Origin of the sequence: Haloarcula sp. CGMCC 1.2071 (assembly GCF_037078445.1) — an archaeon.
GTDB classification, from domain to species: domain Archaea; phylum Halobacteriota; class Halobacteria; order Halobacteriales; family Haloarculaceae; genus Haloarcula; species Haloarcula amylolytica.
On the sequence record NZ_JAYMGY010000002.1, the window covers coordinates 236201 to 261476 of the forward strand.

Below are 25276 nucleotides of genomic sequence, written 5' to 3' on the forward strand. Positions count from 1 at the left end.
GGCTCTTTTATCGCCGGTCGCTGTGTGCCGGTATGCTCAGTTTTGTCACGACCAATCCCGGAAAGGTACGGGAAGCGACCGAGTATCTCGACGACGAGGTCGAACAGTTCGACTTCGACTACCCGGAAGTCCAGGCCGATGACCTGAAAACGGTCGCGGCCGAGGGGGCGCGGGCGGCCTACCGAGCGGCTGACGGGTCAGTCATCGTCGACGACGCAGGGCTGTTCATCGACGCCTTCGACGGGTTCCCCGGGCCGTACTCCTCCTACGTCGAGGACACCGTCGGCGTGGAGCGCGTCTGGCGCATGACCGAGCCGGAGGACGACCGCGGCGCGGCGTTCAAGACGGTCATCGCCTACTGCGACGGCGAAGGGTTCGAGGCGACGCCTGATCCGGGCGGGATCGACCGCGAGGACCGGCGCGGACAGGACCTGGCGGCCGAAGACCGCGGCGCGGCGACGACGGACGAACAGGTCCACGACGGGAGCGCGGGGAGGAGCAGCGAGACAGTCCCGGTAAAGCTGTTCGAGGGGCGCGTGAACGGCGAGATTGTCGCCCCGCGCAGCGAGGGCGGGTTCGGCTTCGACCCGATCTTCGAGCACGACGGAACGACGTTCGCGGAGATGAGCACCGAGCAGAAAAACGCGATCTCCCACCGCGGGCGGGCGTTGTCGAAGTTCGCGGAGTGGTACGGTGAGCGGTAGCGAACCGTCCGTCGAGGGATGTGCCGCATCCCTCGGAAGTTCCAGCGGCGAGGGACCGACGGCGCTGGAACCCGAAGCGACACCGGTCGCGGAGTGGTACGGTGAGCGGTAGCGAACCGTCCGTCGAGGGATGTGCCGCATCCCTCGGAAGTTCCAGCGGCGAGGGACCGACGGCGCTGGAACCCGAAGCGACACCGGTCGCGGAGTGGTACGGTGAGCGGTAGCGACGTGCCGGTCGTCGGGACCGGCGGCACCGCCCTGATAACCGGTGCGTCGGCGGGCATCGGCAAATCGCTGGCACAGGAGTTCGCCGCACGCGGGCACGACGTGGTGCTGGTCGCCCGGAGCGAGGAGAAACTGGAGCGGTTGGCCGAGGATCTCGAAACGAGGGGCATCACGGCGACACCAATCACGATGGACCTCGACCACGCGGCGGCCGCCGAAGCCCTGTACGAGGAGGTGCTGGACCGCGGGCTGGACATCGGTGTCCTCGTCAACAACGTCGGCGTGGGGACCTACGGCCCGTTCGCCGAAAGCGATCTCGACGCCGAGCGGACGCAGTTGCGGCTGAACGTCATGCTCCCGGTCGAACTGACGCGGCTATTCCTCGACGAGTTCGACGACGGCGGCGCGGTTATCAACGTGGGTTCAGTCGCCGGGTTCCAGCCGGGACCGAATCTCGCTGGCTACTACGCGAGCAAAGCGTACATCAACAGCTTCAGCGAGGCGCTGACCGAGGAACTCCGTGAGACTCCGGTCGATGTGACGGTCGTCTGTCCCGGCCCGGTCGACACAGAGTTTCAGGAACGAGCCGGGATGGCGGACTCGATGGTTGGATCTGTCGCCTCGAATACGCCCGAAGCAGTCGCATCGGCGGCCTACGAAGGGGCCGCCACTGGCGAGACTGTCGTGATTCCGCGGCGGTCGATGCGGCTTATCGACCGGCTGGTCAGGGTGACGCCGCGCTGGGTCGTCCGGCGCGTCGCAGCGCTGGTCAATCGAGGCCGGTAGAGAATCAAGAGCGAGAATGCCATCTGAACGAGGCTCGTATCGCCATGTTCTGAGTCTTCGTCTACTGATTCCTTTTCAATATCCGAGAATTAGACTGGAACATTATTAAACACTGTAAGAAAAGGGTTCGTATGCTCACAGATCTGGTCGGACAGTACAAAGCGGTGATACGCGAATCACTGGACTTCTTCGGCGTCTCCGGCTCCGTCGAGCGGAAGGTGCTCGCGGCCGTCGGTCTACAGTTTGCCGCCTCGGTCGCGCTGGCAGTCGTCTCTCTCGTCGCCAGCGGGACCGTCCGGTTCGTCGTCACCGGTGTATTGCTCGCTGGCGCTATCGTCGCGTTCGCCAACACGGTGTTCATCACCCGCGAGGACTTCGTCGAGCCAATCACAGCCATGGCCGCGGGTGCGGACCACATCGCGTCCGGCGAACTCGACGTGGAACTGCCAGAGAGCGAGCGCGACGACGAGGTCGCCGAACTGCTCTCGTCGTTCAGGTCGATGCAATCCTATCTGCTAACGGTGTCCCGGCAAGCCGACGCGCTCTCCCGGCAGGAGTTCGACGCCGATGTGCTTGATGAGGATGTCCCCGGAGCTTTCGGAGAGTCGCTGGAGAAGATGGCCGCCAGTATGGACGACTACACCACCGAACTCAAGACGATGACCAGCGACCTCGAACGGCGCTCCCAGGCGCTGAACGACCTCGTCGTCGCCTTCGGTGACGCCGCCGAACGGGCGAAAGACGGGGACCTGACGGCCACTATCGACGAGGACTTCGAGGCCGACGACGAGCAGTTCGACGCCGTTGTCCAGAACTACAACGACCTCGTGACGACGCTGGGGGAGACAGTTGCCACCGTCGCCGCGTTCGCAGAGGACGTCGACGAGACGAGCGATCACGTCACCCGGAGCGTCGAAGAGATCGACGATGCGAGCGACGAGATTTCCCGGTCGGTTCAGGAGATCTCGGCCGGAGCCAGTCAGCAGGCGTCGCGTCACGACGACGTCGCCTCGGAGATGAACAGGCTGTCTGCCACCGTCGAAGAGATCGCCGCGACCGCCGAAAGCGCCGCCGCGACCGCCGAGCAGGCGACACAGCGAGGCCGAGAGGGACGCGCAGACGCCGAGCAAGCTATCGGTGAACTCGACGAGATGGAGGCCCGTATCGACGACATCGCCGTTGCGGTCGAGAGTCTGGTCGACCAGATCAGCGAGATTGACGACATCGTCGAGGTCATCACGGACATCGCCGAGCAGACCAATATGCTCGCGCTGAACGCCTCCATCGAGGCGGCCCGCGCGGACGGGAGCGGTGACGGGTTCGCCGTCGTCGCCGACGAGGTGAAGACGCTCGCCGAGGAGACCCGCGACGCCGCGACAGACGTGTCGGACCGCATCGAATCGGTCCAGCACGAGGCCAGCGAGACCGTCAGCGACGTAGAGGCGACGAACCAGCAGGTGACCGACAGCGCCGCGACCATCGAGTCGGCGCTCCGGGACTTCGAGGACATCGTCGACGTGCTCGGCGAAGTCAACGATTCGATTCAGGAGATATCGGGAGCTACCTCCGAACAGGCGGAGACCACGCAGGAGGTCGTCGATATGGTCGACGAAGTCGCGACTGTGAGCGAGCAGACCAACGAGGAGTCCGAGGCCGTCGCCGCCGCGACCGAGGAACAGACCGCGACGATTACCGAAGTGACCACCGAAGTACAGGAGATGGCAGCCCAGACCGACGAGTTGCGTGAGGTGCTTGCGGAATTCGACGTTGCCGAGGACGCAGCCGGGCCGTCGGGAGAAGGCGCCACAACCACCGTAACGACGGCTGACGACTGAGCAGCAAGACCACTCGCTACGCGCGTGGGTCACGGTCCGGACCGGGATACTCGCCGTCCTCGACGACTGGGTACAGTGACTCCGGGTCGAACAGGCGCGCGAAGGCGTCCGGTGGTCTGACACTCAGAGACATATGACGGTTGAGCGACGCGCTGGTCCGGGCGCTGCGCAGGGTATCATCGTAGGAGAGGAGGTGCTGTGCGCCGCCCCGATAGGCCGATGCCAGCGCGGGCTGGTCGCCGGCCGGGTGGTCGACGATGTCACAGTCGGGTTCGATCCGCGCCCGCCAATCGGCTGCCAGGTCGTCGTCAGCGAGGTCGGCGATGACGGCAGTAGCATCGGCTAACAGGTGGTCACTCGCGACGAGCGTGACCCACGAGTGCCGGCGGATGTGGTCGATAGCGGCACGGGCATCGCTGTCTGGTCCACACAGCAGATCGGCGGCGAGGACGTCGGCGTCTGCGACGACACGCGCCGGCGACGGCTCACGCATCGTCGTCCTCCGCCCGGTGCTCGTCGAGGGCCACACGGACAGCGTCGACCGTGGTCTGGTGGTCCGCCGCGCGTTCGAACAACGTCGCCCAGGTCATAGCAGGAAGCAGTAGCTGAACGGGCAAAAAGCCGTGCCGTCTGTCGTCCGTCGGCCGCCTGTCTGACGGGTATTTATGTCTACCGGTAGCATTCCACCCGGTACGGGCGCGTTTCCACGGCTCCAGTGGACGTCGGTGCCACTGCGTGCCATCCTATCCTCCCCAGACGCGCCCGGACACCGCGATCCTCCCTTTCATATTCTACTCCCCCGGCTTTCGCCGCAGACGGCAAGCGCTATCGTCCTGAAAAAGAGACGACAACGCGGGATGCGGTCCCGGAATCTCAGGCTGACGCGTCGCCACGAAGCGTCGCCCGAATGTCGTCCAGCCCGCCGGGGTCAGCCATGATCGCAACGCTGTCGCCCGGTTCGATTTCGGTCTGTGGGAGCGGAATCGTCATCGGTTCGTGGTCTTTGCCGTGTGCGTAGATGTGTGCGTCACCGGGCAGTTCCACCTCGACGACTCGTTTCCCGACGAACGGCGAGTCGTCGGGGATTCGGATACTCGCGACCGAGAGCTGTTCGGTCAGGTCGGCGAGAACGTTGAAGTCACCGCCCAGCAGTGCCGTCTTCGCGCCGGCCGCGCCCAGCCGCTCGGGGTAGATGATCTCGTCCACGTCGGCGGCGTACTTCTCGTAGATCTCCTCGCGGTAGTCGGCGTCGATCCGCAGGACGGTTCGACAGCCGAACTCCTTGCCGATCATACAGGCGGTGAAGTTCGTGTTCAGGTCGCCCGTGAGGCCGCCGATAGCGTCCGCGGTTTCGATGCCGGCATCGATGAGGACGCTCTCCTCGTTGCCGTCACCCTGGATAGTCTCGAACCCGGTCTCCGTGGCCCGTTCGACCTTTACGGGGTCGTTGTCGACGATAACAACCTCGTGGCCCTCGCTCTGCAGAATCCGTGCGGTCCGAATGCCGACGCGGCCATAGCCAACGATAACGAACTTCATGGACGACGGTACGACGGCCACCATTAAAAATGTGAACGGGTGACAGGGTGGCGCGCGTTAGCCTTCTGTCGTCGCGGCTTCTTCAGTCGCGTTGTCCGTTTCGTCAGTCTCGTCGCTTTCGTCAGTCTCCTCGGTTCCGTCTTCGGTCGACTCTTCGGTCTCGTCTGCTGGCGGCTCTTCGGTCTCGTCTGCTGGCGGCTCTTCAGTCTCGTCTGCTGGCGGCTCTTCAGTTTCGCCTTCGGTCGGCTCCTCAGTCTCGTTCGCCGGCGGCTCTTCGGTCTCGTTCGCGGGCGGCTCCTCAGTCTCGTTCGCGGGCGGCTCTTCGGTCTCGTTTGCGGGCGGCTCTTCAGTTTCGCCTTCGGTCGGCACCTCAGTCTCGTTCTCAGTCGGCTCTTCGGGCACATCGACGGCCGACTCGATGGTTATCTCGGCGAACGCGCCGTCGTCGCGCGTGAAGACGCTATGAGTGTACGTATCCGGCTCGACGCCGGTCGTGTCAACGGTGAACGTCACGTCAGTGGATTCGTTCGCGTCGAGGGTCACAGACTCGGAGGCCAGCGGCTGGCCACCCAGTCGGAACTCGACGGTCTGTGTCGTGTTGAAGTCGTTCGGGTTGGCGACGGACGCGTCGACAGTGATGTTGTCACCGGCGGTAGCGGTCGTCGGTGCGTCGAGGCTCTCCAGGGTGAACGATTCAGAGACGGTAACTGGAGCGACCTGCCCGTCGTCGCTGGTGAAGACACCGTGGCGGTAGTCACCGGGCGCGACGCCGGTTGTGTCCGCGGAGAACTGGACTGTGGTGGTCTCGTTGGGCTCAAGCGTGACGAGCGTCCGGTCGACGACAGCCCCGTCGAACCGGAACGCCACGGATTCAGTCACTGTAGTGTTCTCGTTGTTCGTGACCGTCGCGGCCACGTCAGCAGTCGAGTTCGGTGCGACGCTCTCCGGGGCAGTCAGGGAATGGACTGCGACACCTGTGTTCCCGGCTTGTTCTGACGGCGATGCCTGTTGCGCTGTCACGCCCGGTACAGCCCCGACCTGTGCGGTGAGGCCGCCGACGACGAGTAGCGCAGCGAAAACGGCGAGTGTGCGTGTGCGTATCATGATGCAGTTCTGCGGTGATCGGAAGGCAATGCGAACGATGCAACGGGTGACCAACACATAAACTGACGAGACAGTTCAATAGAATATAATAACCTGCTAAGCCGTCATCTGTTACTGCTGGCTCGGGAAAGTGAGACTGAGTGATACTTACCCAGTGTTAAATTGTTTTGCTGGTGGTTAAGGTCTCGACGGAGAAGCGCGCGAGACAGTGTGTGACGCCGGAAAGCAGCCGCTATTACCGGTCAGTAGAAACAGTCATGTCACATCCCGACACACAAACGAGCGTCGCAGTGACAAGACGAAGAGTGCTACCGCACCTGTGACGACACCCTTTCGACACCGGTTTACCCGTCGACAGTAGAGGATTCGATGACTATGCGCGTGACGTTTCTCGGGACGAGTGGGGCCGTGCCGACGACCCAGCGCAACACGAGCAGCATCTTCGTCAACCGCGACGGCGACTACCTCCTCTTCGACTGCGGCGAGGGCACACAGCGGCAGATGATGCGCTACGGCACCGGCTTCGCTATCGACCACCTGTTCGTCACGCATCTCCACGGCGACCACGTCCTCGGGATTCCAGGGCTGCTCCAGACGTGGGACTTCAACGAACGCGAGCGGCCGATTGCCGTCCACACGCCGGCGGGCACGCGCGGGAACATCAAACAGCTCATCCAGGCCAACGGGACGACACCCTCGTTTCCCGTCCGCATCAACGAGGTGTCGGCCGGAGACGTAGTCCTCGACCGGCCGGAGTACGAGATTCGAGCCATCGAGACGGCCCATCGCTGTGCCAGCGTCGGCTACGTCCTCGACGAGGACGACCGGAAGGGGAAGTTCGACCGGGAGAAAGCCGAGGAGAAGTTCGGCATTCCGCCGGGGCCGAAATACTCCAAGCTCCACCGTGGCGAACCCGTCGAACACGAGGGCGAGACCATCCAGCCGGAGGCCGTCGTCGGGCCGCCCCGTCCCGGCCGACGGTTCGTCTACACCGGCGACACGCTCCCGAAAGAGAGCGTCATCGAGGCGAGCGAGGGCGCGGACCTGCTCGTCCACGACGCCACCTTCGCGGAGGACCGGAAGGAACGAGCGAAGGCGACGGCCCACTCCACTGCTCGGGAAGCCGCCGACGTGGCGCGACAGGCTGGGGCGTCGACGCTGGCGCTGACGCACATCTCGACGCGCTACGCCGCGAGCGCCGACCAGTTAGTCGACGAAGCCCGCGACGCGTTCGACGGTGAGGTCGTGCTCGCGGAAGACGGGATGGAGCGACGTGTCGAGTTCCCGGACGCGGACGAGTACTGATGAGATAGTGCAGCATTTATTCGTTGAAGCAATAACGGAGCCATGACACACCGATTAGTCCACGTCGGTCTGGGCGGCCAGGGCTCTACCTGGGCGACAGACGCGATTCCGCCGAACGTTCACGACGACCGAATCGAGGTCGTCGCCGCGGTCGATACCGACCCGGAACGGCACGAAGTAGCCGAACGGGAACTCGGGCTGTCGCCCGAGGAGTGTTACACCGACCTCGAAACCGCGCTCTCGGAGCGGCCGGCCGACATCTGTTCTATCGTGACGCCGCCGTCGACCCACGAGGCCGTGGTGGAGACGGCGCTCGCCCACGACCTGCACATCATCTCCGAAAAACCGATCGCCCACACGCTAGAGGCGTCGGTTCGGGTCGCCGAGAAGGTCGATAAGGCCGGCAAGAAGATGGGGGTCACGATGAGCCACCGGTTCGACCGGGACAAGACGACGTTCCGGCGCGCTGTCGAGGAGGCCGGCGACATCGACTATCTGACGGCTCGGTACACGGGTAACGTCCGCGAGCGAGGGTTCTACGCCGACTACGTCTACGAGATGGAGAACATGCTCCTGCTCGACGGCGCAATCCACCACCTCGACATCCTCGCGTCACTGGCCGATTCGCCCTGCGAGCGGGTGTACGCCGAGACGTGGACGCCCGAGGAGGCCGACTACGACGGTGACTGCAGCGGCCTCGTGACGCTGCATTTCGCTGACGGCACCCGCGCCCAGTACGAGGGCAGTTACGCCAACGCGACGACGCTGAACGGCTGGGGCCACGAGCAGTTCCGCGCCGAGTGCTCGGACCAGACGGTCCTCCTCGACCGCCGCGACGTCGAGCGGTTCCACGCCGACGCATACGACACCGGGAACTTCGAGAGCATCGGCAAGGGCGACGGCAAGACGGTACCGCTGGCAGAGCGGCCCCACTGGAAAAACGCCTGGCTCATCGAGCAGTTCTGCGACTGGATCGACGGCGGCGACCCGATGCCGACGAACGTCGACAGCGTCCTCGAATCGATGGCCATCGTCTTCGCCGCCATCGAGAGCAGCGAAACCGGCGAGGCCGTCGACGTGCAGGCGCTGCTCGACGACGCCCGCGCGAACGCCTGATTCCGCGTTTTACGCCAATTCACCGCGGAAGACATCGCCGCGGGGCTCGTACTCCATCTCCTCACAGACAGCGGTAGCCACGTCCGCGCTCCACTCGCGCTCGACGAGATGCACCGCGAGGTCCAGCCCCGACGTGACGCCGCCACAGGTCAAGACGTCGCCGTCGTCGACGACCCGGGCATCGACCACTGTCGCGTCGGTCGCCCGCAGGTCCTCGATTGCCCCGCCGTGTGTCACCGCGGGCCGGCCGTCGAGCAGACCGGCCCGGGAGAGGACCATCCCGCCGGTACAGACGCCGACAACAGTCGTCCCGCGGTCGTGTGCCGCCGCGACGGCCTCGGGCAGGTCCCCGCGTTCGGCCTCTGTCCAGACGCCGGCCTCGTTTCGGTCGTTCCATCCGCCGCCGGCCACGACGAGCAAGTCCGGCACAACGTCGGCGAGCGGGCCGTCAGGCTCGACCCGAAGCCCATGGCTCGCGGTGACTATATCCGATTCGCGTACCGAGCGAAGCGTCACGTCCCACGACGCGCCAAAGCGCGCCGCGTTCTCGAACACCTCGTAGGGGCCGATGGCGTCCAGTTCGTCGAACCCGTCGAAGCAGGCGATGGCGACAGTGTCCATGCCCACGACACGGCTGACAGCGGCAAATAGCCCGGTGATTGTGCGGGTCTCGGTACCGTCCGACAGTTGTCCGGAGCGCTCTTTGCCGACGCCGCCGAGCGGACAGGTATGTCCCACCCGTTTCACATCGTCGACGTGTTCGCGCAGGAGCGATACACCGGCAACCAGCTCGCCGTCGTGACGGACGCCGATGACCTGCACGAGGACGAGATGCAGGCTATCGCCGCGGAGATGGATTACTCGGAGACGACGTTCGTCACCGGGGAGCCGAGCGACGGCGCGTGGCCGGTCCGCATCTTCACGCCCGCGGCCGAGGTCCCCTTCGCCGGCCACCCGACCCTCGGGACGGTACAGGTCATCCGGGACCATCTGGCTGAGGGGCATCCCGAAACGGTGACACTTGACCTGCCCGTCGGTGAGGTTCCGGTCGAAGTGCGAGAGCGCGACGGGCGGGAAACCCTGTGGATGACACAGCAATCGCCGGAGTTCGGCGAACAGTTGGCCCACGAGGACCTCGCTGCTGTACTCGGCCTGCCCGCTGACCGATTGGACCACGATTGGCCGGTGGAAATCGTCTCGACGGGGCTGGCGACAATCGTCGTGCCGGTGGCCGACCGCGACGCGCTAGAAGCCATCGAACTGGACCGCGACGCCTACGACGCCGTGACCGGCGACCGCGACGCGAAGAACGTCCTGGCGGTCTGTCGAGAGCCGCGAAGCGAGGACAACGACCTCGCCGTCCGCGTGTTCGCGCCGTTCTACAACGTGCCGGAGGACCCCGCGACCGGCTCCTCGAACGGCTGCCTGGCCGCGTATCTCGCCCGCCACGAGATGCTCGGAAGCCCCGCCGTCGAGGCCCGGGTCGAGCAGGGCTACGAGATGGGGCGACCGTCGCTGTTGCACCTCTCGACTGACGGCAGCGGCGAGGACATCAGCGTCCGGGTCGGCGGCAGCGTCGTCCCCGTCGCTCGCGGCGATCTGCTGTAAGCGACCGCGACAGCCGCGTTACCGGCACACTCATTTCGCCCCGTCCACAACGCCGCGGCATGGACCTCGCACACACCGCGATCTGCGTCTCGGACCTCGACCGCGCAATGGAGTTCTACGACGCGCTGGGCTTCGAGGAGACGAATCGGTTCACGTTAGACGGCGTCGAGAACGTCTATCTCGGCCGGGACGGTGACGGCGACCTGCAACTGCGCTACGACCCCGGCCGTACCACCCCAATCGCGCCGAATCGCGCCGACGTGGACCACATCGCGTTCACCGTCGACGATGTCGAGGCGACCTTCGAGACAGCTATCGACGCCGGCGCTGCGCCGGTGCTCGAACCGACGGAAATCGACGCCGCCGACGCGTTCGCCGCCTTCGTCGAGGACCCCGAAGGGTACACGCTGGAGTTCTACCGCTGGCTCTGAGCGGCGGGACCGACGGCGAACGAGCAGTGCTCACCCAAGCAGGGAGCGCACCCGGCTGCGCCACAACGCTGCCGTCCGGGTGGCGACGAGTCGGGCCGGTGCGGACACCGCAGCGAGGAAGCCGCCGAAGCCGACGAGACACGTCACGGCGGCCACGCTGGCAACGACAATCGGGGAGAGGCCGGCACGCGTGAGGCCGGCGACTGCACCCGTCGTGAGTGCAAACGAGACGCCGAGGCCGATAGTGAGATACGCCGCAATCCCGGGTTCGAGCGGAATCCGCCCGAAGACGCCCCGAGCGTAGTAGATGACGTACCCGAAGACGACCAGATTCATGACGCCGTACCCGGCGGCCCCGGCGACCGCCCCGAACTCCGCCCCGAAGATCGCGGGCACTGGAACGCTGAACGCCAGTCCGTAGAGCTTCGTGCGGAAGGTCACGCTCGGTTTCCCGACACCCTCCATGGCGTGTGACGTGAGCGTCCAGAAGCCGCGGAGGATGTTCACGCCGCCGACGAGCAAGACAGTCGTCGAGAAGACACCCTCCGAGCCGGCGAAAGCGATCCGCGCAACCACGTCGTGTGCGGCCAACAGGTAGCCGAAAACGACGAAGGTGACGCCCGTCCCGCCGGTAACAGCCCCGTCGAGGTACGCGAGTTGCGTGTCGCCGGCGGAGGAGTCCCCGCTGACCTTCGTGAGCAGCGGGGAGGAGAGCCGCCAGGAGATCGTCGCCCCGAAGTCGGCGAACCGGTCGGCGGCCTCGTAGATACCGACGGCCGCCGGGGTCGCGACCACGCCTAACACGTACACCGGCATGTTGTACGACAGGCGGTCGAGAATCTGGTCCGGGACGCTCCACTTGGCGAAGTTCCAGGCGCGCTCGACGGCGTGTCGATCCGGCAGCGTCGGGACGACGCCCAGCGCGACGGTCACGGGAACGAGCACCGCCAGGCGAACCCCGGCCACAACGAGCAGCAAGTCTCCGGCGGTCGTCAGTGCCGGAGCCAGCGCCAGCAGGATGCTGAGCTGGATAGCGCTCTGCGTGCCGGTGAGCCACGTCTGTACGCTCGGGTAGCCGATGGCACCGACCAGACTCGTCGCGATCATCGACAGTGCAACCGCAAGGGCGTACAGACCGACAGGCGCGAGCAGTCCCGGGGACACCACGGTATTGCGGACGATGACGCCGGCCAGCGCGGCCACAGCCCCACCGGCGACGACGAGATAGCCGAGGGCAAAGAGTATCGCCAGGCCGAAATACGGGCCGACAGCTTCGCCCCGTTCGCTGCCGACCTTCTGCAGCGTCTGGCTGATACCCCGGATCGGACGGAGGACGAGCGAGACCGAGATGCTGACGAAGAAATACGTGCCAGTCGCCCCAGGCGACGTGACGAACGCGTAGACGATGCCGCTGAGCACGAACAGCGTCGTCGAGAACAGCGCCCCGCTGCTCGTCAGAATCGAGGAGTCCAGCAGGTCTATCTCGTCGCCATCACGCTGTTCGACCATCGACCGAGTATCAGTGCTGGGGCCGGGAAAACGGTGCGGTGGTTGCACTGGCAGGCGGAACAGCAATGTGACAGGCGCTGTCGCTCCTCACTCGCAGTCAGTCACAGAAAACATCCGCTCACGGCTCACTCCGTTCGCCGTTTGCGTTTCCGGAGGTTCTCACTTCGTTCGAACTTCCCTACGCCAGGACTGGGATTTGAACCGATGGCGAGACGTTCCGGGGTGCTCGCTTCGCTGTGCTCCCGGGGCTGCGACTCGCGTGCTCAAATCCCAGTCAATGTACGTTTCGTGACTGCTGGCTCGCTCGTCGCTGTCGCTCCTCACTCGCAGTCAGTCACAGAAAACGCCAGGACTGGGATTTGAACCCAGAATCCCGAAAGGGAACACGCTTTCCAGGCGTGCGCCTTACCGTTCGGCCATCCTGGCACGTATTTCGAGAGTGCGAGGGCGGGCGATTAAGGGCTTTCGTTTCCGAACAGCCGGGGCTGCATGCGGTAAGAGGCCAGCGTCGCCCCGATGCCGACGGCTACGGCGACGCCAGCTTTGGCCGATATCGACACCGGCGTCCCGGCCAGCAGTTCGTAACCCTGAACGAGAACCAGAAACGCGAGGCTCCCGACGACGCCCCACAGGATGCTGCCCTTCGTTCGTGGGTCCATCAGCGCCCTCCGCTCCGTGCTGTTGTATCGGCAGGTACTGTCCGTGCGAGCCGTCGCATACACGAAGCGGTGGCCGCCACGGCTAAAGCCTCGCCGGAATCAGTCGAGAACAGTTCGCTCGGCGCGCTCTGGCTCGGGGGAGAGACCCAGTCAGACGAGCACGTCGACCTCGTACCCCTCGTCGGTGAGCGCGTCGATGAGTTCGTCGACGTGGTCGTGGCCGCGGGTCTCCAGATCCAGTTCGACCTCGGCCGAACTCATCGCCACGTCGCGACTGGTCCGGTCGTGCTCGATGCCGTAGATGTTGACCTGCTCGCGCGAGAGGACCTCGACGAGTTCCTCCAGCGCGCCGGGGCGGTCCTGGAGGACGGTCCGTATCTTGAGATAGCGGCCGGTCTCGACGAGGCCGCGCATGATGACGTTGGTCAACATGTTCAGGTCGATGTTCCCGCCACACAGCGCGGGGACAATCGTCTCGCCGTCCTCGAAATCGAACTTCCCCTCCATGACGGCGGCCAGCGCGACGGCACCCGCGCCCTCGGCGAGTGTTTTCGAGCGCTCTAACAGCGTCGTCAGGGCGACAGCGATCTCGGAGTCCGACACCGTCACGACCTCGTCGACGCGTTCGCTGATGACCTCGAACGTCTGTTCGCCGGTGGTACGAGTGGCGATGCCGTCAGCGATGGTCTCGACGCTGTCACGTTCGATACGGTGGCCCTTCTCCAGGGATTCGGCCACGCTGGACGCTCCCTCGGCCTGAACGCCGACGACGCGGATGCTTTCGTCCTTGCCTTTGAGCGCCGTGGCGATGCCGCTGATGAGCCCGCCGCCGCCGATTGGAACGACGACCGTGTCCACACCGGGGAGGTCCTCGTAGATTTCCAGTCCGATGGTCCCCTGACCCGCCATCACTTTCTCGTCGTCGAAAGCGTGGACGTAGGTCCGGCCCTCTTCGCGCTCGAGTTCGTGGGCGCGCTCGGCGGCCGCGTCGTAGTCCCTGCCGTGGAGGACCACGTTGCCGCCGTAGCTCCGGGTCGCCTTCACTTTCGAGACCGGTGCTCGTTCCGGCATCACGATTTTCGAATCGACGCCGATTCGCGTGGCGGCCAGTGCAACTCCCTGGGCGTGGTTGCCGGCGCTCGCCGTGACGACACCGGCTTCCCGTTCAGCGTCCGAGAGCGACGCGATGCGGTTGGTCGCACCCCGTATCTTGAACGACCCCGTGCGCTGGAACAGTTCGAGCTTGAGATGGACATCCGCGCCGGTCATCGCCGAAAACGTGTGCGAGTAATCGAGCGGTGTGTGCCTGGCCGTTTCAGAGACGGTGTCCTGTGCCGCGAGGACGTCCTCAAATGAGAGCATGGGAGTGGCTATTCACCGGACCATGTTATACTGTCGGCCGACCATGCGGCATCGACGGTCGCCATAGCCGCGACTGCTCGGGTAATGTCCTGAAACGGAAAGGGGGGAGCGTGTGACTGCACGCGGGAGAACGAACGCGATTGACTTAAATCCCGTCGTAGCGCGGTGAAAGTGAAAGTGCATGACAGCGTTCGGGTGGAGCTGCCCACCTGTCGTTCATCACATGAAGTGAACGTTGGCTAGCCGGACAGAACTGTTTTACACTCGGTATCCCAGAACGTAGTAGATGGATACCTGGCTGCGACGGACGCTGGTGTATATCGTCGCACTTGGCGGCATCATCCTGGGGTACGCGTTCGCGTACGACTACGGAATGGCGACGTTCGAAAACGACCCGCAACCGTTCCTGCGGTCGCTTCGCGTCGTGGTCGAAACGTTCACCACGACCGGGTACGGCTCGGACGCGCCGTGGAGCACTACGGAGATGCGGCTACTCGTCATCGTGATGGACATCACCGGCGTCGTGCTCATCTTCCTCGCACTGCCGGTGTTGCTGTTTCCGCTGTTCGAAGAGGCGATGGAGACGAAAGCCCCGAATACGGTCGAAAACGGTCTCAGCGACCACGTCGTCATCTGTCAGTTCTCCCCCCGCGGCGAGACGCTCGTCACCGAACTCGACACCTGGGACGTCGACTACGTCGTCGTCGAACCGGACCGGGACCGGGCCAACGACCTCTACGAAGACGGGTACTACGTCATCCACGCCGACCCGCAGTCCGTCGACGGGCTCGAACGGGCCCATCTGTCGTCCGCCCGCGCGGTCGTGGCCGACGCGTCCGACCAGGTGAACACCAGTATCATCCTCACCGCCCGCGAAGTCGACGAGTCCGTCCAGACCGTCAGCGTCGTCAAGGAACCCGACCGGGCGAAGTACCACGACCTCGCCGGCGCCGACGCCGTCCTGTCACCGCGAGGCCTACTCGGCGAGAGCTTCGCGAGCAAGGTCACGACCGGCGTCTCGACGACACTCGGGGATTCGATAGAGATCGGCGAGGACTTCGACATCGCCGAACTGCCGATCCACCGCGGGAGCGACCTCGTCGGAACAACGCTGGCCGACAGCGGCATCCGCGAGGGGACCGGCGTCAACGTCATCGGTGCGTGGTTCCGCGGCCAGTTCGTGAGTCCGCCCGACCCTGACGCTGAACTCGACGGCAGTACTGTCCTGCTGGTCTCGGGGACCGAACGTCAGCTGGAAAAGCTCAAGGAAATGACTCTTTCCAGCGTGCGCGGCTTCCGCCGCGGGGAGACGGTCATCATCGGTGCCGGCGAGGTCGGCCAGACGATCACGTCGGCGCTCACGAACGCCGGGGTGCCGCACACAGTGCTCGATCAGACCGACGAGCCCGGTGTCGATGTCGTCGGTGACGCCACGGAGCCCGATGACCTGCGACATGCTGGCGTCGGCGCGGCCAGAACGGTTATTCTTGCCCTATCGGAGGACACCGACACCGAGTTCGCGACACTTGTCATCCGTGACCTCAACCCAGATGTCGAAATCATCGCCCGCGCCGAGGAAAGCGAGAACGTCCAGAAGATGTACCGGGCGGGCGCGGACTACGTCCTCGCGCTGTCGACGGTCAGCGGCCGGATGCTCGCCTCCACGATCCTCGAAGACGAAGACGTCATCTCGATGGACCAGCAAGTCGAGGTCATCCGCGTCGCTGCCGACGGCCTCGGTGGTACGACGCTCGGCGAGGCCGATGTCCGCTCGCGGACGGGCTGTACGGTCGTCGCCATCGAACGCGACGGCGCAGTCATCACCGACCTCGGTCCTGACGTGACTATCGAACCGACTGACAAGCTCGTCATCGCCGGCACCGACGACGGCGTGACGCGGTTCAAGTCGGTGTTTGGCTAACCACCTTTTTCCGCCTCAGGTACGCTTCATGCACCGCTCGGCGCAAAAACGTGGTCTTGCTGAGCGGAGTCGTTCGAGGGGCGCTTGCGCCCCTCGTGATGACGAGAGAGCGAAGCTCTCTCGAACCACGAAGCAAGGCTCGAAAGACGAGCCTCGCGAGTCTTTCGGTGGCGAAAAAGGCCGAACGCTCGCTATGCTCGCGTTCGGTGAACCGCTCACTTCGTTCGCCGACAGTCGCTACGCGTCCGTTACCGCAGAGTTCGATATTGGAGAGACTCGACAAGAGATGCATCTTGTGCCGATTCCGAGAACCGGCGGCGTCGCCGCCGGACGCTGGCCGCCCTGCCCTTCCCCGGTTCGCGCGATGAAACGCGCTCACGGCCACGCGGTAGTGATAGGCTACGGACGACTGACAGCGGGAGCGCCTTACCGCTCGTCCAGCGGCACGAACTCAGTCTCGTCGGGGTTCTTGCCGACGTAGCGAGCACGGGGTCGAATCAGGCGGTTGTCCTCGATGTACTCGAAGACGTGGGCGACCCAGCCACCGACGCGAGACATCGCGAAGATGGGGGTGTAGATGTCGATGGGGATGCCCATCTGGTAGTACGTCGATGCCGAGTAGAAGTCGACGTTGGGGGCCAGCCCCTTCTCTTCCATGAGGTAGTCCTCGATGGTGGTCGACATCTCGTACCACTTGAGCGTCCCGGCGGCCTCGCCGAGTTCCTTCGAGCGCTCGCCGAGAATCTTCGCGCGCGGGTCCTTGACGTTGTAGACGCGGTGGCCGAAGCCGGAGACGCGGCGGCCCTCGTCGAGGGCGTTCTTGACCCAGTCCAGCGGGTCGGATTCGGCGTCGTCGACCTCCTTTAGCATCTCCATAACGTCCTGGTTGGCCCCGCCGTGGAGCGGTCCTTTCAGCGTCCCGATGGCGGAGGTGACCGCGCTGTGAACGTCCGATAGCGTCGACGCCGTCGTGATGGCCGAGAACGTCGAGGCGTTAAGCCCGTGGTCGGCGTGGAGGACGAGTGCCTGGTCGAACACGTCGGCGAGCACGTCGTCGGGCTCCTCGCCGTTGAGCATGTACAGGAAGTTCGCGGCGTGGTCGAGGTCGTCGCGAGGTGCGACGGGTTCCTTGCCGTCGCGGATGCGAGTGAACGCCGCGATGATGGTCGGAATCTTGGCCGTGATCCGCCGCCCAGTTTCGAGATTGACCGTCTCGTCGGTCGGTTCGGCGTCCTCGGGCGCAGGGTCGAACGCCGAGAGCATCGACACCGCGGTCCGCAGCGCTGCCATCGGGTTCTCGTCCGCTTCGGCGAGTTGTCGCACGGTCGAGATGACGTCGTCGTCCACGTCGCGCGCGTCCACCATCGCCTGCTTGAACTCGGAGAGTTCGTCCCGGTTCGGCAGGTGGCCGTGCCAGAGCAGGTACAGCACCTCTTCGTAGCTGGCACCCTTCGCGAGGTCCTCGATGGTGTACCCCCGATACACGAGTTTGCCAGCGTCGCCGTCGATAACGCTGAGTTCGGACTCGGCGACGATGACACCCTCGAGTCCCTTCTTGAGGTCGTCGGACATACGCAATCTCTTCCCTACCTTCCGGGAAAAACATTTTCTTTCCGAGCGTGTGTGGCACAATGTCAGGAACAGTTATTGGACGACTGTCCATCTGATTACCGGTCTATTTGGGTCGATACCCCAACGTAGCACCCACACTGGTATGCAAACGGCCAGTCATAGCCAATAGCGGGGCGCGCTATCTCCTCACACAGTGAGGAACGTTTTTGCTCGGGGGCATCGAACCGGCGGCCATGGACCCGACAGGGACGGTCGAGTACGAACCGGTCAGCGTCAAGCAGGTACTGGCCGAGATGAAAGACACCGCCGAGTTGCTCATCGACCTCTCGTACTCGGCTGTCCTGCTGGGTAGCGACGACGTGGCCGCGGAGGTGCTGGAGTTAGAGGAGAAGATGGACGTGCTCCAGTTGCGCGCACGCATGAGCCTCCTGATGGCCTGCCGGTCGACGGCGGACGCGGAGTCGCTGGCCCCCGTCCTGGGGATGGTCGGGGCCGCCGAGAAGATCAGCGACGCCGCCGGTGACATCGCCAAGATAGTCCTAGAGGATATCGGCCTGCCGGATACGATGCGGGCGGCCCTGCCCGAAGCCGTCGAGACGCTCGTGCGGGCGACAATCGGTTCGGACTCTCGGCTAGCCAATGAGACGCTGGGGGGCCTGAACCTCGAAACCGAGACCGGCGTCCGCGCGCTGGCGATTCGCCGGCAGGGGAACTGGCTGCTCAACCCCGACCGGGAGACGCGCCTCGAAGCGGACGACGTGGTGCTGTTCCGTGGCCCCGAGGACGGTATCGCCGAGGTGTATCAGGACGCGACCGGCGACGTGTACGAACCGCCGGAACCGCCCGAGGGTGGCGTCCGGGACCTCGAACGCGCCGTCGACTCTATCGTCCTGATGAAAGACATGGGCGAGCTGGCGGTTGACCTAGCCTACGGCGCGGTACTGTTCGACAGCACAGAGGTCGCCGAAGAGGTCGTCGAACTCGAAGCCGAGGTCGACGCGCTGCAGTCCCGCTTCGAGGCCTGGACGCTCCGGGCCGCCGCTGACATCGACGACCCCGTGTCGCTGCGGGGCCTCGTCCACCTGGCCCGGTCGACAGAGGTTATCTCCGACGCCGCACTGGAGATGAGCGAGGGTGTCCTGCGAGGGCTGTCGACGCATCCGGTCGTCGCCGAGGCCGTCCAGGAGTCCGACGAGGTCATCGTTCGGACGACAGTGTACCCCGACAGCGATCTCGCGGGGACGACCATCGGCGACGCGGCGGTCAAGACGGCGACGGGTATGCGGATCATCGCGATACGTCGCGGGGCCGGGGAGAGTGAACGGACCGGGCGCGAGGGCGGCGACTGGGTCGTCTCGCCAGGGCCGGAAACGCAGATTCAGACGGGCGACGTGCTCATCGCGAAGGGGACTCGAACCGGCGGCGGTCGGCTTACAGAACTGGCCGAGGGAAAATAGCGTTTTGCTACTGTCTTGCGAGTCGCACAGCCGACAGGGCCGTGAACAGCGCCGTCAGCAGACCGCCCAGCGACGTCGCGAGAACGAACCCCAGCGCCACGTAGAACCCCATCGGGCGCTGGGTCCCCGGCAGGACGAACAGGGCGAACAGCCCCGCCGTGAACAGGCCGGCGAGTACGAAGCCGATTTTCGCGTTCCGTGGCACGTTCAGCGCCGCGACCATCGCCGCTTTCCCGCTCTGTGGCTCGGACTGGGACACACCTGTCGATAGGGTCGGCGGCCCCAAGATGCCGTCGGTCCGGCGCAACTGCTGGCGAAATCCGAACCAGTAAAGGCTCCCAAGGCAAACGTGGGAACAATGGTTACTTTCGGTACGGCGACCGCCGCCCCCGGTGAGAAAGACACGGGGCGGCTGGAGGTCGGTGAGACCCGCGACGGGTCGACGTTCGGGCTACCGGTCGCCGTCGTCAACGGTGTCGACGACGGACGGACACTCTACATACAGGCGGCCAGCGACGGCGACGAACTGAACGGCGTCGGCGTCATCCAGCGAACACTCCCGCAGCTCGACCCGACGGAGCTATCCGGGACGATTCTGGTCTGTGGCGTCGTCAACTACCACGCGTTCCAGGTCGCCGAGCACCGCAACCCGATCGACGACACGAAGATGAACCGGGCGTATCCGGGCGACAAAACGGGCACGTCGAGCGAGCGCATCGCCGCGGCGACGTTCAACGCCGCCATCAGCGCCGATTACGTGCTCGACCTACATCAGGGGTCGACCTCGCAAATGATCGACGAGGTGCGGGTCCGGTGTGGCACCCGCCACCGCCTCCACGAGGAGTGTCTCGAACTCGCGAAAGTGTTCGGCTGTGGCTACATCCTCGACCAGAAAGGCCCCGACGGCCAGTTGGCCCGCGCCGCCCCCGACGAGGGCGTGCCGACAATCGACCCCGAACTCGGCGGCTGCGTCGGCTGGGACGAACAATCCATCCAGCGCGGTGTCAACGGCGTCTTCAACGTCCTGAACTACTACGGGTTCCTCGACGGTCACCACGACACGCGCCCCCAGACCCGCGCTTCCGGGTTCGAACAGTACGGCTCTCCCGTCGGCGGCCTCATCGACCTCAAGCCCGACCTCGGCGACCGCGTCGCCCGCGGCGAGACGCTGTTCGAAGTGACCGACGTGTTCGGCGAGCCGAAGGCCGAAATCACCGCCGACTCCAGCGGCGTGTTCTGGCGTGCCCGTCGACTCCCGCAGGTCGCGACCGGCGAGTACGTCTGCTCGGTCGGGACGAACGTGGATACCTACTAACAACCACTTTTCACTTCGGAGGGTGTCCTCGGCTGCGGTGCGGCCGCCCGGCCATCGCTCTGTGCGCTCCGCCAGCCCAGCCGCAGGCACCGACTACCGCGCCACAGACGCCGCCAGCTTTTGGACGGTTCGCCACGGAGCAAGCCCATGCGCACCTGTAGCGTCTGCGACCGGGAGTACCCCCGTGAGGAACCCTGGCGGTGTTCCTGCGGGGCTCCGCTTGATTACGCCAGCCAGCCCCTGCCCGACAGCCGACCGGCGCAGTTCTCGCGTGCCAGCGGCGTCTGGGACTTCGCTGACTTCCTCCCGATGGGTGAGCGGGTCAGTTTAGGCGAAGGCTGGACGCCGCTGGTCGACGCGCCCGAGTGGGACGCCACGTTCAAACTGGAGTATCTCCACCCGACGGGGAGTTTCAAGGACCGCGGCGCGGCGACGGTCATCGCCGAAGCGCTCGAAGTCGGAGCCGACCGCGTGCTCGAAGATTCCTCGGGCAACGCCGGGCTGGCAGTCGCGTCCTACGCGGCACGAGCGGGCCTGGACGCGAAGATATACGTCCCGGCGAGCGCGAAGGAAGCGAAGGTTCGCCGCATCGAACGGACCGGAGCCGACGTGGTCCCGGTCGAGGGGAGTAGAGAGTCCGTAACCGCGGCCTGTATCGACGCCGTGGAGAACGGGGCGGGCTGGTACGCCAGCCACGCCTGGAACCCCGCGTTCTTCGCCGGGACGGCGACGGCCGCCTACGAAATCGCCGCCCAGAGAAACTGGAGCGTGCCGGACGCCGTCGTCACACCGCTCGGTCACGGGACGCTGTTTCTCGGCCTCTACCGCGGGTTTCGGGCACTGGAGCAAGCTGGATGGACGGACGCTATCCCGCGTATACTGGGGACGCAAGCGGTCGGGTACAGTCCCATCGCCGACGAGGAGGGCAGTACACCGGACGCCGCTGCTGCCAACGATCTCGCCGACGGGATCCACATCCGTGACCCGCCGCGTGCCCATCAGATACGGCATGCAATCGACGAAACCGATGGTGCCGCCGTCGCCGTCTCCGCGGCGGCAACCGAGCGAGAGCGCGACCGACTCAGTGGGGCAGGGTTTCACGTCGAGCCGACGTGTGCGACGGCGACGGCGGCGCTCCCTCAGTTCAGAGAGCGGGGAGAACTCCAGGACGGTGACGACGTGGTTGTTGCGTTGACCGGACGAAACGACTAGCCTACCGCATCAGCAGTGTCGAGACCGGAAAGTCGGCATCGACGGAGAGCCACTGGTCCTCTACGTCTGTCGTGTCGACATCTGGCGCGTAGCAGATGAGTCGCTCACTACCGTCGGGACGGGAGCGTACCACGGCAGGTAGCGTTCCCTCGTCAGCGTCAGCCGCTGCCGTCACCGCACTCGTCGACCGGGTATCGGAGTCCATGTCTCGATTCACGACAGGTATCATTATTGTTACCTGTCGATTATCGGGCGTAAGGGCTACTGAACGTCGTCAAGCGGGACGAGAAGGTCAGACGAAACGACCAGCCAGTTCGCTTCCAGTTCGGAGGGCGTGCTGCCGGGCGGATACAGGATCGAGCGCTGGCCGCCGCCCGCAGCCGGCTCGTGTTCGACAGTCAATAGCTTCTCGGCGGCCTCGCCGTCCGTCGTATTTCGCCGCTGGGTGTCTGCCCCTTCGGTGCTCATGGCCGCACATAACGGTATATCAATATTGTTATCCGTAGTCTAAATCGAGGTATATCCCCGTATTACCGGAATATTCGTGGTGCTTACTCGACGGTAGCCGGTTCGAACCAGATGGAAGACAGGACCAGGGCCACGATTGATCGTCGGGTGGGATGTTTACGCGACGATGTCACACCGCATTCGAATTGTTGTCGCTCATTTCCGCATAAGTCGTCCCCGAGGTCGAGAGAGACCGGTACACCGCGACGCTAATCCGTCTCAGCGGGACGGGTGAGTGGGTGCGTCGAACCCGCCACGGACCAGCGGCTTGGCGATGTGGCGGCGCGCGACCGGCGGCACTTCGTACCAGCCGCGTTCCAGTCCCCGCTCTATTGACTGCTCGGTCTTGCCGTCGGCGCTGGTACCGCAGTCCCGACACCGATAGCCCTGGTTCCGGCCGGCAGATTTCATCGACCGCCCACAGTCCGGGCAGTCCGGCGTCACGGGTTCCGTCCGAACGAGTTCCCGAGCCGCGAACTTCTCCAGTTTGAGCGTGCCGTCGGTCACTTCGCCACAGGCAGTGATTCGGTCGCCCACCCTGAGCGAGCGGACCCGATCGCGAAAGCCCTTTGTCGGCTCGAAGGCCGCACAGTCGAGGGTCGTATCGTCGCCCTCGAGCGTAACGAACACATGCCCGCCCTCCCGCGTTTCGGGGGCCTCGACCACGTCGCCGGTGACGCGGTAGGCGCTGTCAGCCGTGACCGCGTCGAGGGTCGCGTCCTGTAGATGGACGTCCGTCCCCTGGTTCGTCACGAACGTCGCTCGCCGGGCGATGGGTTCGCTGTCGATCGCGTCGGCGACGGCGCGACAGGCGTCGGGGTCGTCGCCGCGGATCCCGTAGAGAATCGGACACGGCGTCCGGGGAACGCAGACCGGATAGCCCGATGCACGGTCGACAGTGTCCCACACGTCGGGGTAGTACTCGGCCGCCACGGCGCGGACGCTCTCGCCGTCGACCGCCCGCTCAGTGCCCCACCGGTCTTGCTCCCGGTAGGCGATGTGTTCGTAGGTCCAGTCCGACAGCGCGGCCCAGGCCCCGACCGCCGCGAGCGCGCCGACGAGGCCGCGGCCGTTGCCCCGCTGGCAACGGGCGAACCCGACCACGTCGGCTAGCGTCGTCGCAGCCATCGGGTCCTGTATCGACTGGATTGTCTCGCGGGCGAACGTTGCGACCTGCGGTGGGACGTCTTCGGGGTCGCAGTCGGCGACGACAGCGCCGGGGTTGGTCCGCGGGTCGTCGGTCTCGGCCATGTCGAGCACGTCCTCGGCCAGTCCACGCACCGTGTCGGCGTCGAGGTCAGTATGCACCGCCAGCGCCGCGTTCCCGCGGGTCTTGTGCTCGACGGCGGGGTTCAGCCGGACGAGCAGCAGTCGCTCGACGGTCCCCCCGGCGTCGCGTATCGCCTCCGCGAGGGTGGCGGCGGCGTAGGTCGTACACATCCCCCGCTCGCGCGAGTCAGTATCATCGAGGCCGACGACAGTCACAAGCGCCTGTAGCCCCGAAACAGTCAAACCCCTTTCGTCACGTCCCGGTTCCCGGCCTGAAACCTCAACGAACGGCGCAATGCATATAATGGGTGAACGGTCTAGACTCAGTAGAGGTACAGAGTACTATGTCACGGTCGGCGCTGGTGGAAAACGTCATGGCGATGCTCGAAGACGCTGGCTTCCTCGTCAGCGACCGCTGTGCGATTCGTCCGAAGAGTTTCGACATCGCTGCTCGTCGCGGTGAGGACGTGTTGCTCCTGAAGATACTGGGCAACATCGACGCCTTCGACGCACAGACTGGGGGCGAGATGCGGCGACTGGGCACGTACCTGAACGCCACGCCGATTGTCATCGGCCTCCGGACGCGCGACGAGGAACTGAAACCCGGCGTCGTCTACTTCCGGCACGGCGTCCCCGTGCTGTCGCCCGACACCGCGATGGACCTGTTCGTCGAGGAGGTCCCACCGCTCATCTACGCCGCTCCGGGCGGGCTTTACGTCAACATCGACTCGGAGATTCTTGCCGACGTGCGCGAGGACCGCGACTGGTCGCTCGGCCGACTGGCGAAGGAACTGGGCGTCTCCCGGCGGACAGTCTCGAAATACGAGGACGGGATGGACGCCTCCGTCGAGGTGGCCGCCGAACTGGAGGACCTGTTCGACGCGCCGCTGACCTCGCCGGTGAGCGTCCTCGACGGCGCCGAAGAGGTCCGGGACGACGAGCCGACACCGGACGACCCCGATGTCGCACCGGAAGACCAGCCGATTGTGACGGTATTCACCCGTATCGGCTTCGAGGTCCACCCGACGGACCGCGCGCCCTTCAAGAGCGTCAACGAGAGCGACGACGAGCACGGGCAGGTCCTTGCCGGTCACTCGGCGTTCACCGAGACGGCCGAGAAACGGGCGCGCATCATGTCCTCGGTCGGCGAGGTAACCCGGACCCGGTCGGTGTACGTCGTCGACGAACTCCGGCGGGAGTCCGTCGAGGGGACCGCGCTCATCGAAAAAGAGGAGATGGAGAACATCGAGGACGCCATCGACCTGCGCGACCTCATTATGGAGCGCGGCGAGGACCGCGAGGAAGTCGCCTGAGCGGGCGCTCTCAGTCTTCGCTGTCACGTAAAAACGAGAACCACCGCAAGCCCCGGGTCTACTGCCCGTACGTCTCTTCGAGATACTCGACAATCCACCTTTTTCGTCGTTACCCCTCCTCGCTCGTTCCACTCGCTGCGGGAGGGGTCTCTGCTCACGGGCGCGATGCGCCCGTTCGCATGGTCAGCGGGACCTTCGGTCCCGCTCGACTCGAAAAACGTGGGCGAAAAACGGTCGCGCGTAGCGCGACCGCGATAGAGATGTCTTACTGCCCGTACGTTTCTTCGAGATACTCGACGATGTCGTCGGATTCAGGCATCCCGTCGACGCCGTTGTCCTCGTCGACGAGGACGGGAACGCCCGTCTGGCCCGAAACCTCCTTCACTTCGGTCCGCTCGCCGTGGGACCGCGGGACCATGTGGGACTCGTAGTCGAGGCCCAGCTCGTCGAGTTTCTTGATTACCTTCGCACAGTACGGACACCCCTCGAGTTCGTAGAGTTCGAGATTAGCCATTTGCACTCGTGGG

The 25276-nt window shown here is 65.1% G+C and carries 27 protein-coding genes and 1 tRNA gene; 14 read left to right on the plus strand and 14 right to left on the minus strand.

Annotation, left to right across the window (positions count from 1 at the left end):
• Positions 1-32 precede the first annotated feature (32 nt).
• The 5 genes from VI234_RS05205 (at position 33) to VI234_RS05225 (ending at position 3550) form a co-directional block, all read left to right on the plus strand.
• A complete protein-coding gene (locus tag VI234_RS05205) occupies positions 33-704 on the plus strand; it encodes a non-canonical purine NTP pyrophosphatase (protein ID WP_336329422.1) in 672 nt (223 codons plus the stop codon).
• Positions 694-816 carry a hypothetical protein gene (locus tag VI234_RS05210; protein WP_275039400.1) on the plus strand — a complete coding sequence of 41 codons (123 nt, stop codon included), beginning with the start codon at positions 694-696 and terminating at the stop codon, positions 814-816. The genes VI234_RS05205 and VI234_RS05210 overlap by 11 nt, the downstream gene beginning before the upstream one ends.
• The gene (locus VI234_RS05215; RefSeq protein ID WP_275039400.1) at positions 806-928 is read left to right on the plus strand and encodes a hypothetical protein; all 123 of its coding nucleotides are present in this window, start codon (positions 806-808) and stop codon (positions 926-928) included. Before VI234_RS05210 ends, VI234_RS05215 begins: the two co-directional genes overlap by 11 nt.
• Positions 918-1715, plus strand: a complete 798-nt coding sequence (locus tag VI234_RS05220; protein WP_336329423.1) for an SDR family NAD(P)-dependent oxidoreductase — start codon at positions 918-920, stop codon at positions 1713-1715. The genes VI234_RS05215 and VI234_RS05220 overlap by 11 nt, the downstream gene beginning before the upstream one ends.
• A gap of 131 nt (positions 1716-1846) precedes the next feature.
• The gene (locus VI234_RS05225; RefSeq protein ID WP_336329424.1) at positions 1847-3550 is read left to right on the plus strand and encodes a methyl-accepting chemotaxis protein; all 1704 of its coding nucleotides are present in this window, start codon (positions 1847-1849) and stop codon (positions 3548-3550) included.
• A 16-nt stretch (positions 3551-3566) separates the two neighbouring features.
• On the opposite strand, the gene VI234_RS05230 is transcribed toward VI234_RS05225, so the two are convergent.
• From VI234_RS05230 to VI234_RS05240, 3 genes are all read right to left on the minus strand, one after another.
• The gene (locus VI234_RS05230; protein WP_008307403.1) at positions 3567-4043 is read right to left on the minus strand and encodes a PIN domain-containing protein; all 477 of its coding nucleotides are present in this window, start codon (positions 4041-4043) and stop codon (positions 3567-3569) included.
• 380 nt (positions 4044-4423) lie between these two features.
• Entirely contained in the window at positions 4424-5089 is a 666-nt protein-coding gene (locus VI234_RS05235) for a potassium channel family protein (RefSeq protein WP_336329425.1), read from the minus strand.
• A gap of 57 nt (positions 5090-5146) precedes the next feature.
• Positions 5147-6193 (minus strand): hypothetical protein, encoded by a 1047-nt coding sequence (locus VI234_RS05240; protein WP_336329426.1) that lies wholly within the window; start codon positions 6191-6193, stop codon positions 5147-5149.
• Between the two features lie 369 nt (positions 6194-6562).
• Between VI234_RS05240 and rnz the strand changes: the two genes are divergently transcribed.
• The gene (rnz, locus tag VI234_RS05245) at positions 6563-7498 is read left to right on the plus strand and encodes a ribonuclease Z (protein ID WP_008307395.1); all 936 of its coding nucleotides are present in this window, start codon (positions 6563-6565) and stop codon (positions 7496-7498) included.
• Between the two features lie 42 nt (positions 7499-7540).
• The gene (locus VI234_RS05250) at positions 7541-8614 is read left to right on the plus strand and encodes a Gfo/Idh/MocA family protein (RefSeq protein WP_008307393.1); all 1074 of its coding nucleotides are present in this window, start codon (positions 7541-7543) and stop codon (positions 8612-8614) included.
• 9 nt (positions 8615-8623) lie between these two features.
• Here VI234_RS05250 and VI234_RS05255 read toward each other — a convergent pair whose 3' ends face one another.
• A complete protein-coding gene (locus VI234_RS05255) occupies positions 8624-9352 on the minus strand; it encodes a DJ-1/PfpI family protein (protein WP_336329427.1) in 729 nt (242 codons plus the stop codon).
• Here VI234_RS05255 and VI234_RS05260 point away from each other — a divergent pair.
• Positions 9344-10222 (plus strand): PhzF family phenazine biosynthesis protein, encoded by an 879-nt coding sequence (locus tag VI234_RS05260; protein WP_336329428.1) that lies wholly within the window; start codon positions 9344-9346, stop codon positions 10220-10222. The genes VI234_RS05255 and VI234_RS05260 overlap by 9 nt on opposite strands.
• 59 nt (positions 10223-10281) lie before the next feature.
• Entirely contained in the window at positions 10282-10653 is a 372-nt protein-coding gene (locus VI234_RS05265) for a VOC family protein (protein ID WP_008307390.1), read from the plus strand.
• A 30-nt stretch (positions 10654-10683) separates the two neighbouring features.
• On the opposite strand, the gene VI234_RS05270 is transcribed toward VI234_RS05265, so the two are convergent.
• The 4 genes from VI234_RS05270 to ilvA all read right to left on the minus strand — a co-directional run bounded on the left by VI234_RS05270 (position 10684) and on the right by ilvA (position 14183).
• The gene (locus VI234_RS05270) at positions 10684-12162 is read right to left on the minus strand and encodes a transporter (protein ID WP_336329429.1); all 1479 of its coding nucleotides are present in this window, start codon (positions 12160-12162) and stop codon (positions 10684-10686) included.
• 344 nt (positions 12163-12506) lie between these two features.
• A tRNA-Ser gene (locus VI234_RS05275) sits at positions 12507-12588 on the minus strand.
• Positions 12589-12617: 29 nt separating this feature from the next.
• Entirely contained in the window at positions 12618-12821 is a 204-nt protein-coding gene (locus VI234_RS05280; RefSeq protein ID WP_008307388.1) for a hypothetical protein, read from the minus strand.
• 150 nt (positions 12822-12971) lie between these two features.
• Positions 12972-14183, minus strand: a complete 1212-nt coding sequence (gene ilvA / locus VI234_RS05285; protein WP_336329430.1) for a threonine ammonia-lyase — start codon at positions 14181-14183, stop codon at positions 12972-12974.
• Positions 14184-14469: 286 nt separating this feature from the next.
• On the opposite strand from ilvA, the gene VI234_RS05290 reads away from it, so the two are divergent.
• Positions 14470-16104: a potassium channel family protein gene (locus VI234_RS05290; protein WP_336329431.1), complete on the plus strand. Its 1635-nt coding sequence runs from the start codon at positions 14470-14472 to the stop codon at positions 16102-16104.
• Between the two features lie 426 nt (positions 16105-16530).
• Here VI234_RS05290 and citZ read toward each other — a convergent pair whose 3' ends face one another.
• The gene (gene citZ, locus VI234_RS05295) at positions 16531-17676 is read right to left on the minus strand and encodes a citrate synthase (protein WP_008307382.1); all 1146 of its coding nucleotides are present in this window, start codon (positions 17674-17676) and stop codon (positions 16531-16533) included.
• Positions 17677-17909: 233 nt separating this feature from the next.
• Here citZ and VI234_RS05300 point away from each other — a divergent pair, with 233 nt between their 5' ends.
• Positions 17910-19133, plus strand: a complete 1224-nt coding sequence (locus VI234_RS05300) for a potassium channel family protein (protein ID WP_049942765.1) — start codon at positions 17910-17912, stop codon at positions 19131-19133.
• Positions 19134-19140: 7 nt separating this feature from the next.
• Here the strand turns inward: VI234_RS05300 and VI234_RS05305 are convergent, their stop codons facing one another.
• Positions 19141-19392, minus strand: a complete 252-nt coding sequence (locus VI234_RS05305) for a DUF7536 family protein (protein WP_420182172.1) — start codon at positions 19390-19392, stop codon at positions 19141-19143.
• 99 nt (positions 19393-19491) lie between these two features.
• Here VI234_RS05305 and VI234_RS05310 point away from each other — a divergent pair, with 99 nt between their 5' ends.
• Positions 19492-20448, plus strand: coding sequence for a succinylglutamate desuccinylase/aspartoacylase family protein (locus tag VI234_RS05310; RefSeq protein WP_336329432.1), 957 nt, complete (start codon positions 19492-19494; stop codon positions 20446-20448).
• A gap of 147 nt (positions 20449-20595) precedes the next feature.
• Positions 20596-21660, plus strand: coding sequence for a pyridoxal-phosphate dependent enzyme (locus VI234_RS05315; RefSeq protein ID WP_008307377.1), 1065 nt, complete (start codon positions 20596-20598; stop codon positions 21658-21660).
• Between the two features lies 1 nt (position 21661).
• On the opposite strand, the gene VI234_RS05320 is transcribed toward VI234_RS05315, so the two are convergent.
• From VI234_RS05320 to VI234_RS05330, 3 genes are all read right to left on the minus strand, one after another.
• Positions 21662-21889, minus strand: a complete 228-nt coding sequence (locus tag VI234_RS05320) for a hypothetical protein (RefSeq protein WP_225306728.1) — start codon at positions 21887-21889, stop codon at positions 21662-21664.
• 32 nt (positions 21890-21921) lie between these two features.
• A complete protein-coding gene (locus VI234_RS05325) occupies positions 21922-22128 on the minus strand; it encodes a hypothetical protein (protein WP_336329433.1) in 207 nt (68 codons plus the stop codon).
• Positions 22129-22386: 258 nt separating this feature from the next.
• A complete protein-coding gene (locus tag VI234_RS05330; protein WP_336329631.1) occupies positions 22387-23652 on the minus strand; it encodes a tRNA(Ile)(2)-agmatinylcytidine synthase in 1266 nt (421 codons plus the stop codon).
• A 128-nt stretch (positions 23653-23780) separates the two neighbouring features.
• On the opposite strand from VI234_RS05330, the gene VI234_RS05335 reads away from it, so the two are divergent.
• Positions 23781-24749 carry a transcriptional regulator gene (locus VI234_RS05335; RefSeq protein ID WP_008307370.1) on the plus strand — a complete coding sequence of 323 codons (969 nt, stop codon included), beginning with the start codon at positions 23781-23783 and terminating at the stop codon, positions 24747-24749.
• 265 nt (positions 24750-25014) lie between these two features.
• On the opposite strand, the gene VI234_RS05340 is transcribed toward VI234_RS05335, so the two are convergent.
• A complete protein-coding gene (locus VI234_RS05340; protein ID WP_008307368.1) occupies positions 25015-25263 on the minus strand; it encodes a glutathione S-transferase N-terminal domain-containing protein in 249 nt (82 codons plus the stop codon).
• Positions 25264-25276: the final 13 nt, after the last annotated feature.

What these genes read in the sequence shown, in the direction of transcription:
- VI234_RS05315 (WP_008307377.1), top strand. Translation starts at nt 20,596, where the DNA reads ATGCGCACCTGTAGCGTCTGCGACCGGGAGTACCCCCGTGAGGAACCC.
- VI234_RS05250 (WP_008307393.1), top strand. Translation starts at nt 7,541, where the DNA reads ATGACACACCGATTAGTCCACGTCGGTCTGGGCGGCCAGGGCTCTACC.
- VI234_RS05310 (WP_336329432.1), top strand. Translation starts at nt 19,492, where the DNA reads ATGGTTACTTTCGGTACGGCGACCGCCGCCCCCGGTGAGAAAGACACG.
- VI234_RS05205 (WP_336329422.1), top strand. Translation starts at nt 33, where the DNA reads ATGCTCAGTTTTGTCACGACCAATCCCGGAAAGGTACGGGAAGCGACC.
- VI234_RS05230 (WP_008307403.1), bottom strand. Translation starts at nt 4,043, where the DNA reads ATGCGTGAGCCGTCGCCGGCGCGTGTCGTCGCAGACGCCGACGTCCTC.
- VI234_RS05325 (WP_336329433.1), bottom strand. Translation starts at nt 22,128, where the DNA reads ATGAGCACCGAAGGGGCAGACACCCAGCGGCGAAATACGACGGACGGC.
- VI234_RS05340 (WP_008307368.1), bottom strand. Translation starts at nt 25,263, where the DNA reads ATGGCTAATCTCGAACTCTACGAACTCGAGGGGTGTCCGTACTGTGCG.
- VI234_RS05265 (WP_008307390.1), top strand. Translation starts at nt 10,282, where the DNA reads ATGGACCTCGCACACACCGCGATCTGCGTCTCGGACCTCGACCGCGCA.
- VI234_RS05280 (WP_008307388.1), bottom strand. Translation starts at nt 12,821, where the DNA reads ATGGACCCACGAACGAAGGGCAGCATCCTGTGGGGCGTCGTCGGGAGC.
- VI234_RS05335 (WP_008307370.1), top strand. Translation starts at nt 23,781, where the DNA reads ATGTCACGGTCGGCGCTGGTGGAAAACGTCATGGCGATGCTCGAAGAC.
- VI234_RS05225 (WP_336329424.1), top strand. Translation starts at nt 1,847, where the DNA reads ATGCTCACAGATCTGGTCGGACAGTACAAAGCGGTGATACGCGAATCA.
- VI234_RS05235 (WP_336329425.1), bottom strand. Translation starts at nt 5,089, where the DNA reads ATGAAGTTCGTTATCGTTGGCTATGGCCGCGTCGGCATTCGGACCGCA.
- citZ (WP_008307382.1), bottom strand. Translation starts at nt 17,676, where the DNA reads ATGTCCGACGACCTCAAGAAGGGACTCGAGGGTGTCATCGTCGCCGAG.
- VI234_RS05320 (WP_225306728.1), bottom strand. Translation starts at nt 21,889, where the DNA reads ATGATACCTGTCGTGAATCGAGACATGGACTCCGATACCCGGTCGACG.
- VI234_RS05260 (WP_336329428.1), top strand. Translation starts at nt 9,344, where the DNA reads ATGTCCCACCCGTTTCACATCGTCGACGTGTTCGCGCAGGAGCGATAC.
- rnz (WP_008307395.1), top strand. Translation starts at nt 6,563, where the DNA reads ATGACTATGCGCGTGACGTTTCTCGGGACGAGTGGGGCCGTGCCGACG.
- VI234_RS05300 (WP_049942765.1), top strand. Translation starts at nt 17,910, where the DNA reads ATGGACCCGACAGGGACGGTCGAGTACGAACCGGTCAGCGTCAAGCAG.
- VI234_RS05290 (WP_336329431.1), top strand. Translation starts at nt 14,470, where the DNA reads ATGGATACCTGGCTGCGACGGACGCTGGTGTATATCGTCGCACTTGGC.
- VI234_RS05240 (WP_336329426.1), bottom strand. Translation starts at nt 6,193, where the DNA reads ATGATACGCACACGCACACTCGCCGTTTTCGCTGCGCTACTCGTCGTC.
- VI234_RS05270 (WP_336329429.1), bottom strand. Translation starts at nt 12,162, where the DNA reads ATGGTCGAACAGCGTGATGGCGACGAGATAGACCTGCTGGACTCCTCG.
- ilvA (WP_336329430.1), bottom strand. Translation starts at nt 14,183, where the DNA reads ATGCTCTCATTTGAGGACGTCCTCGCGGCACAGGACACCGTCTCTGAA.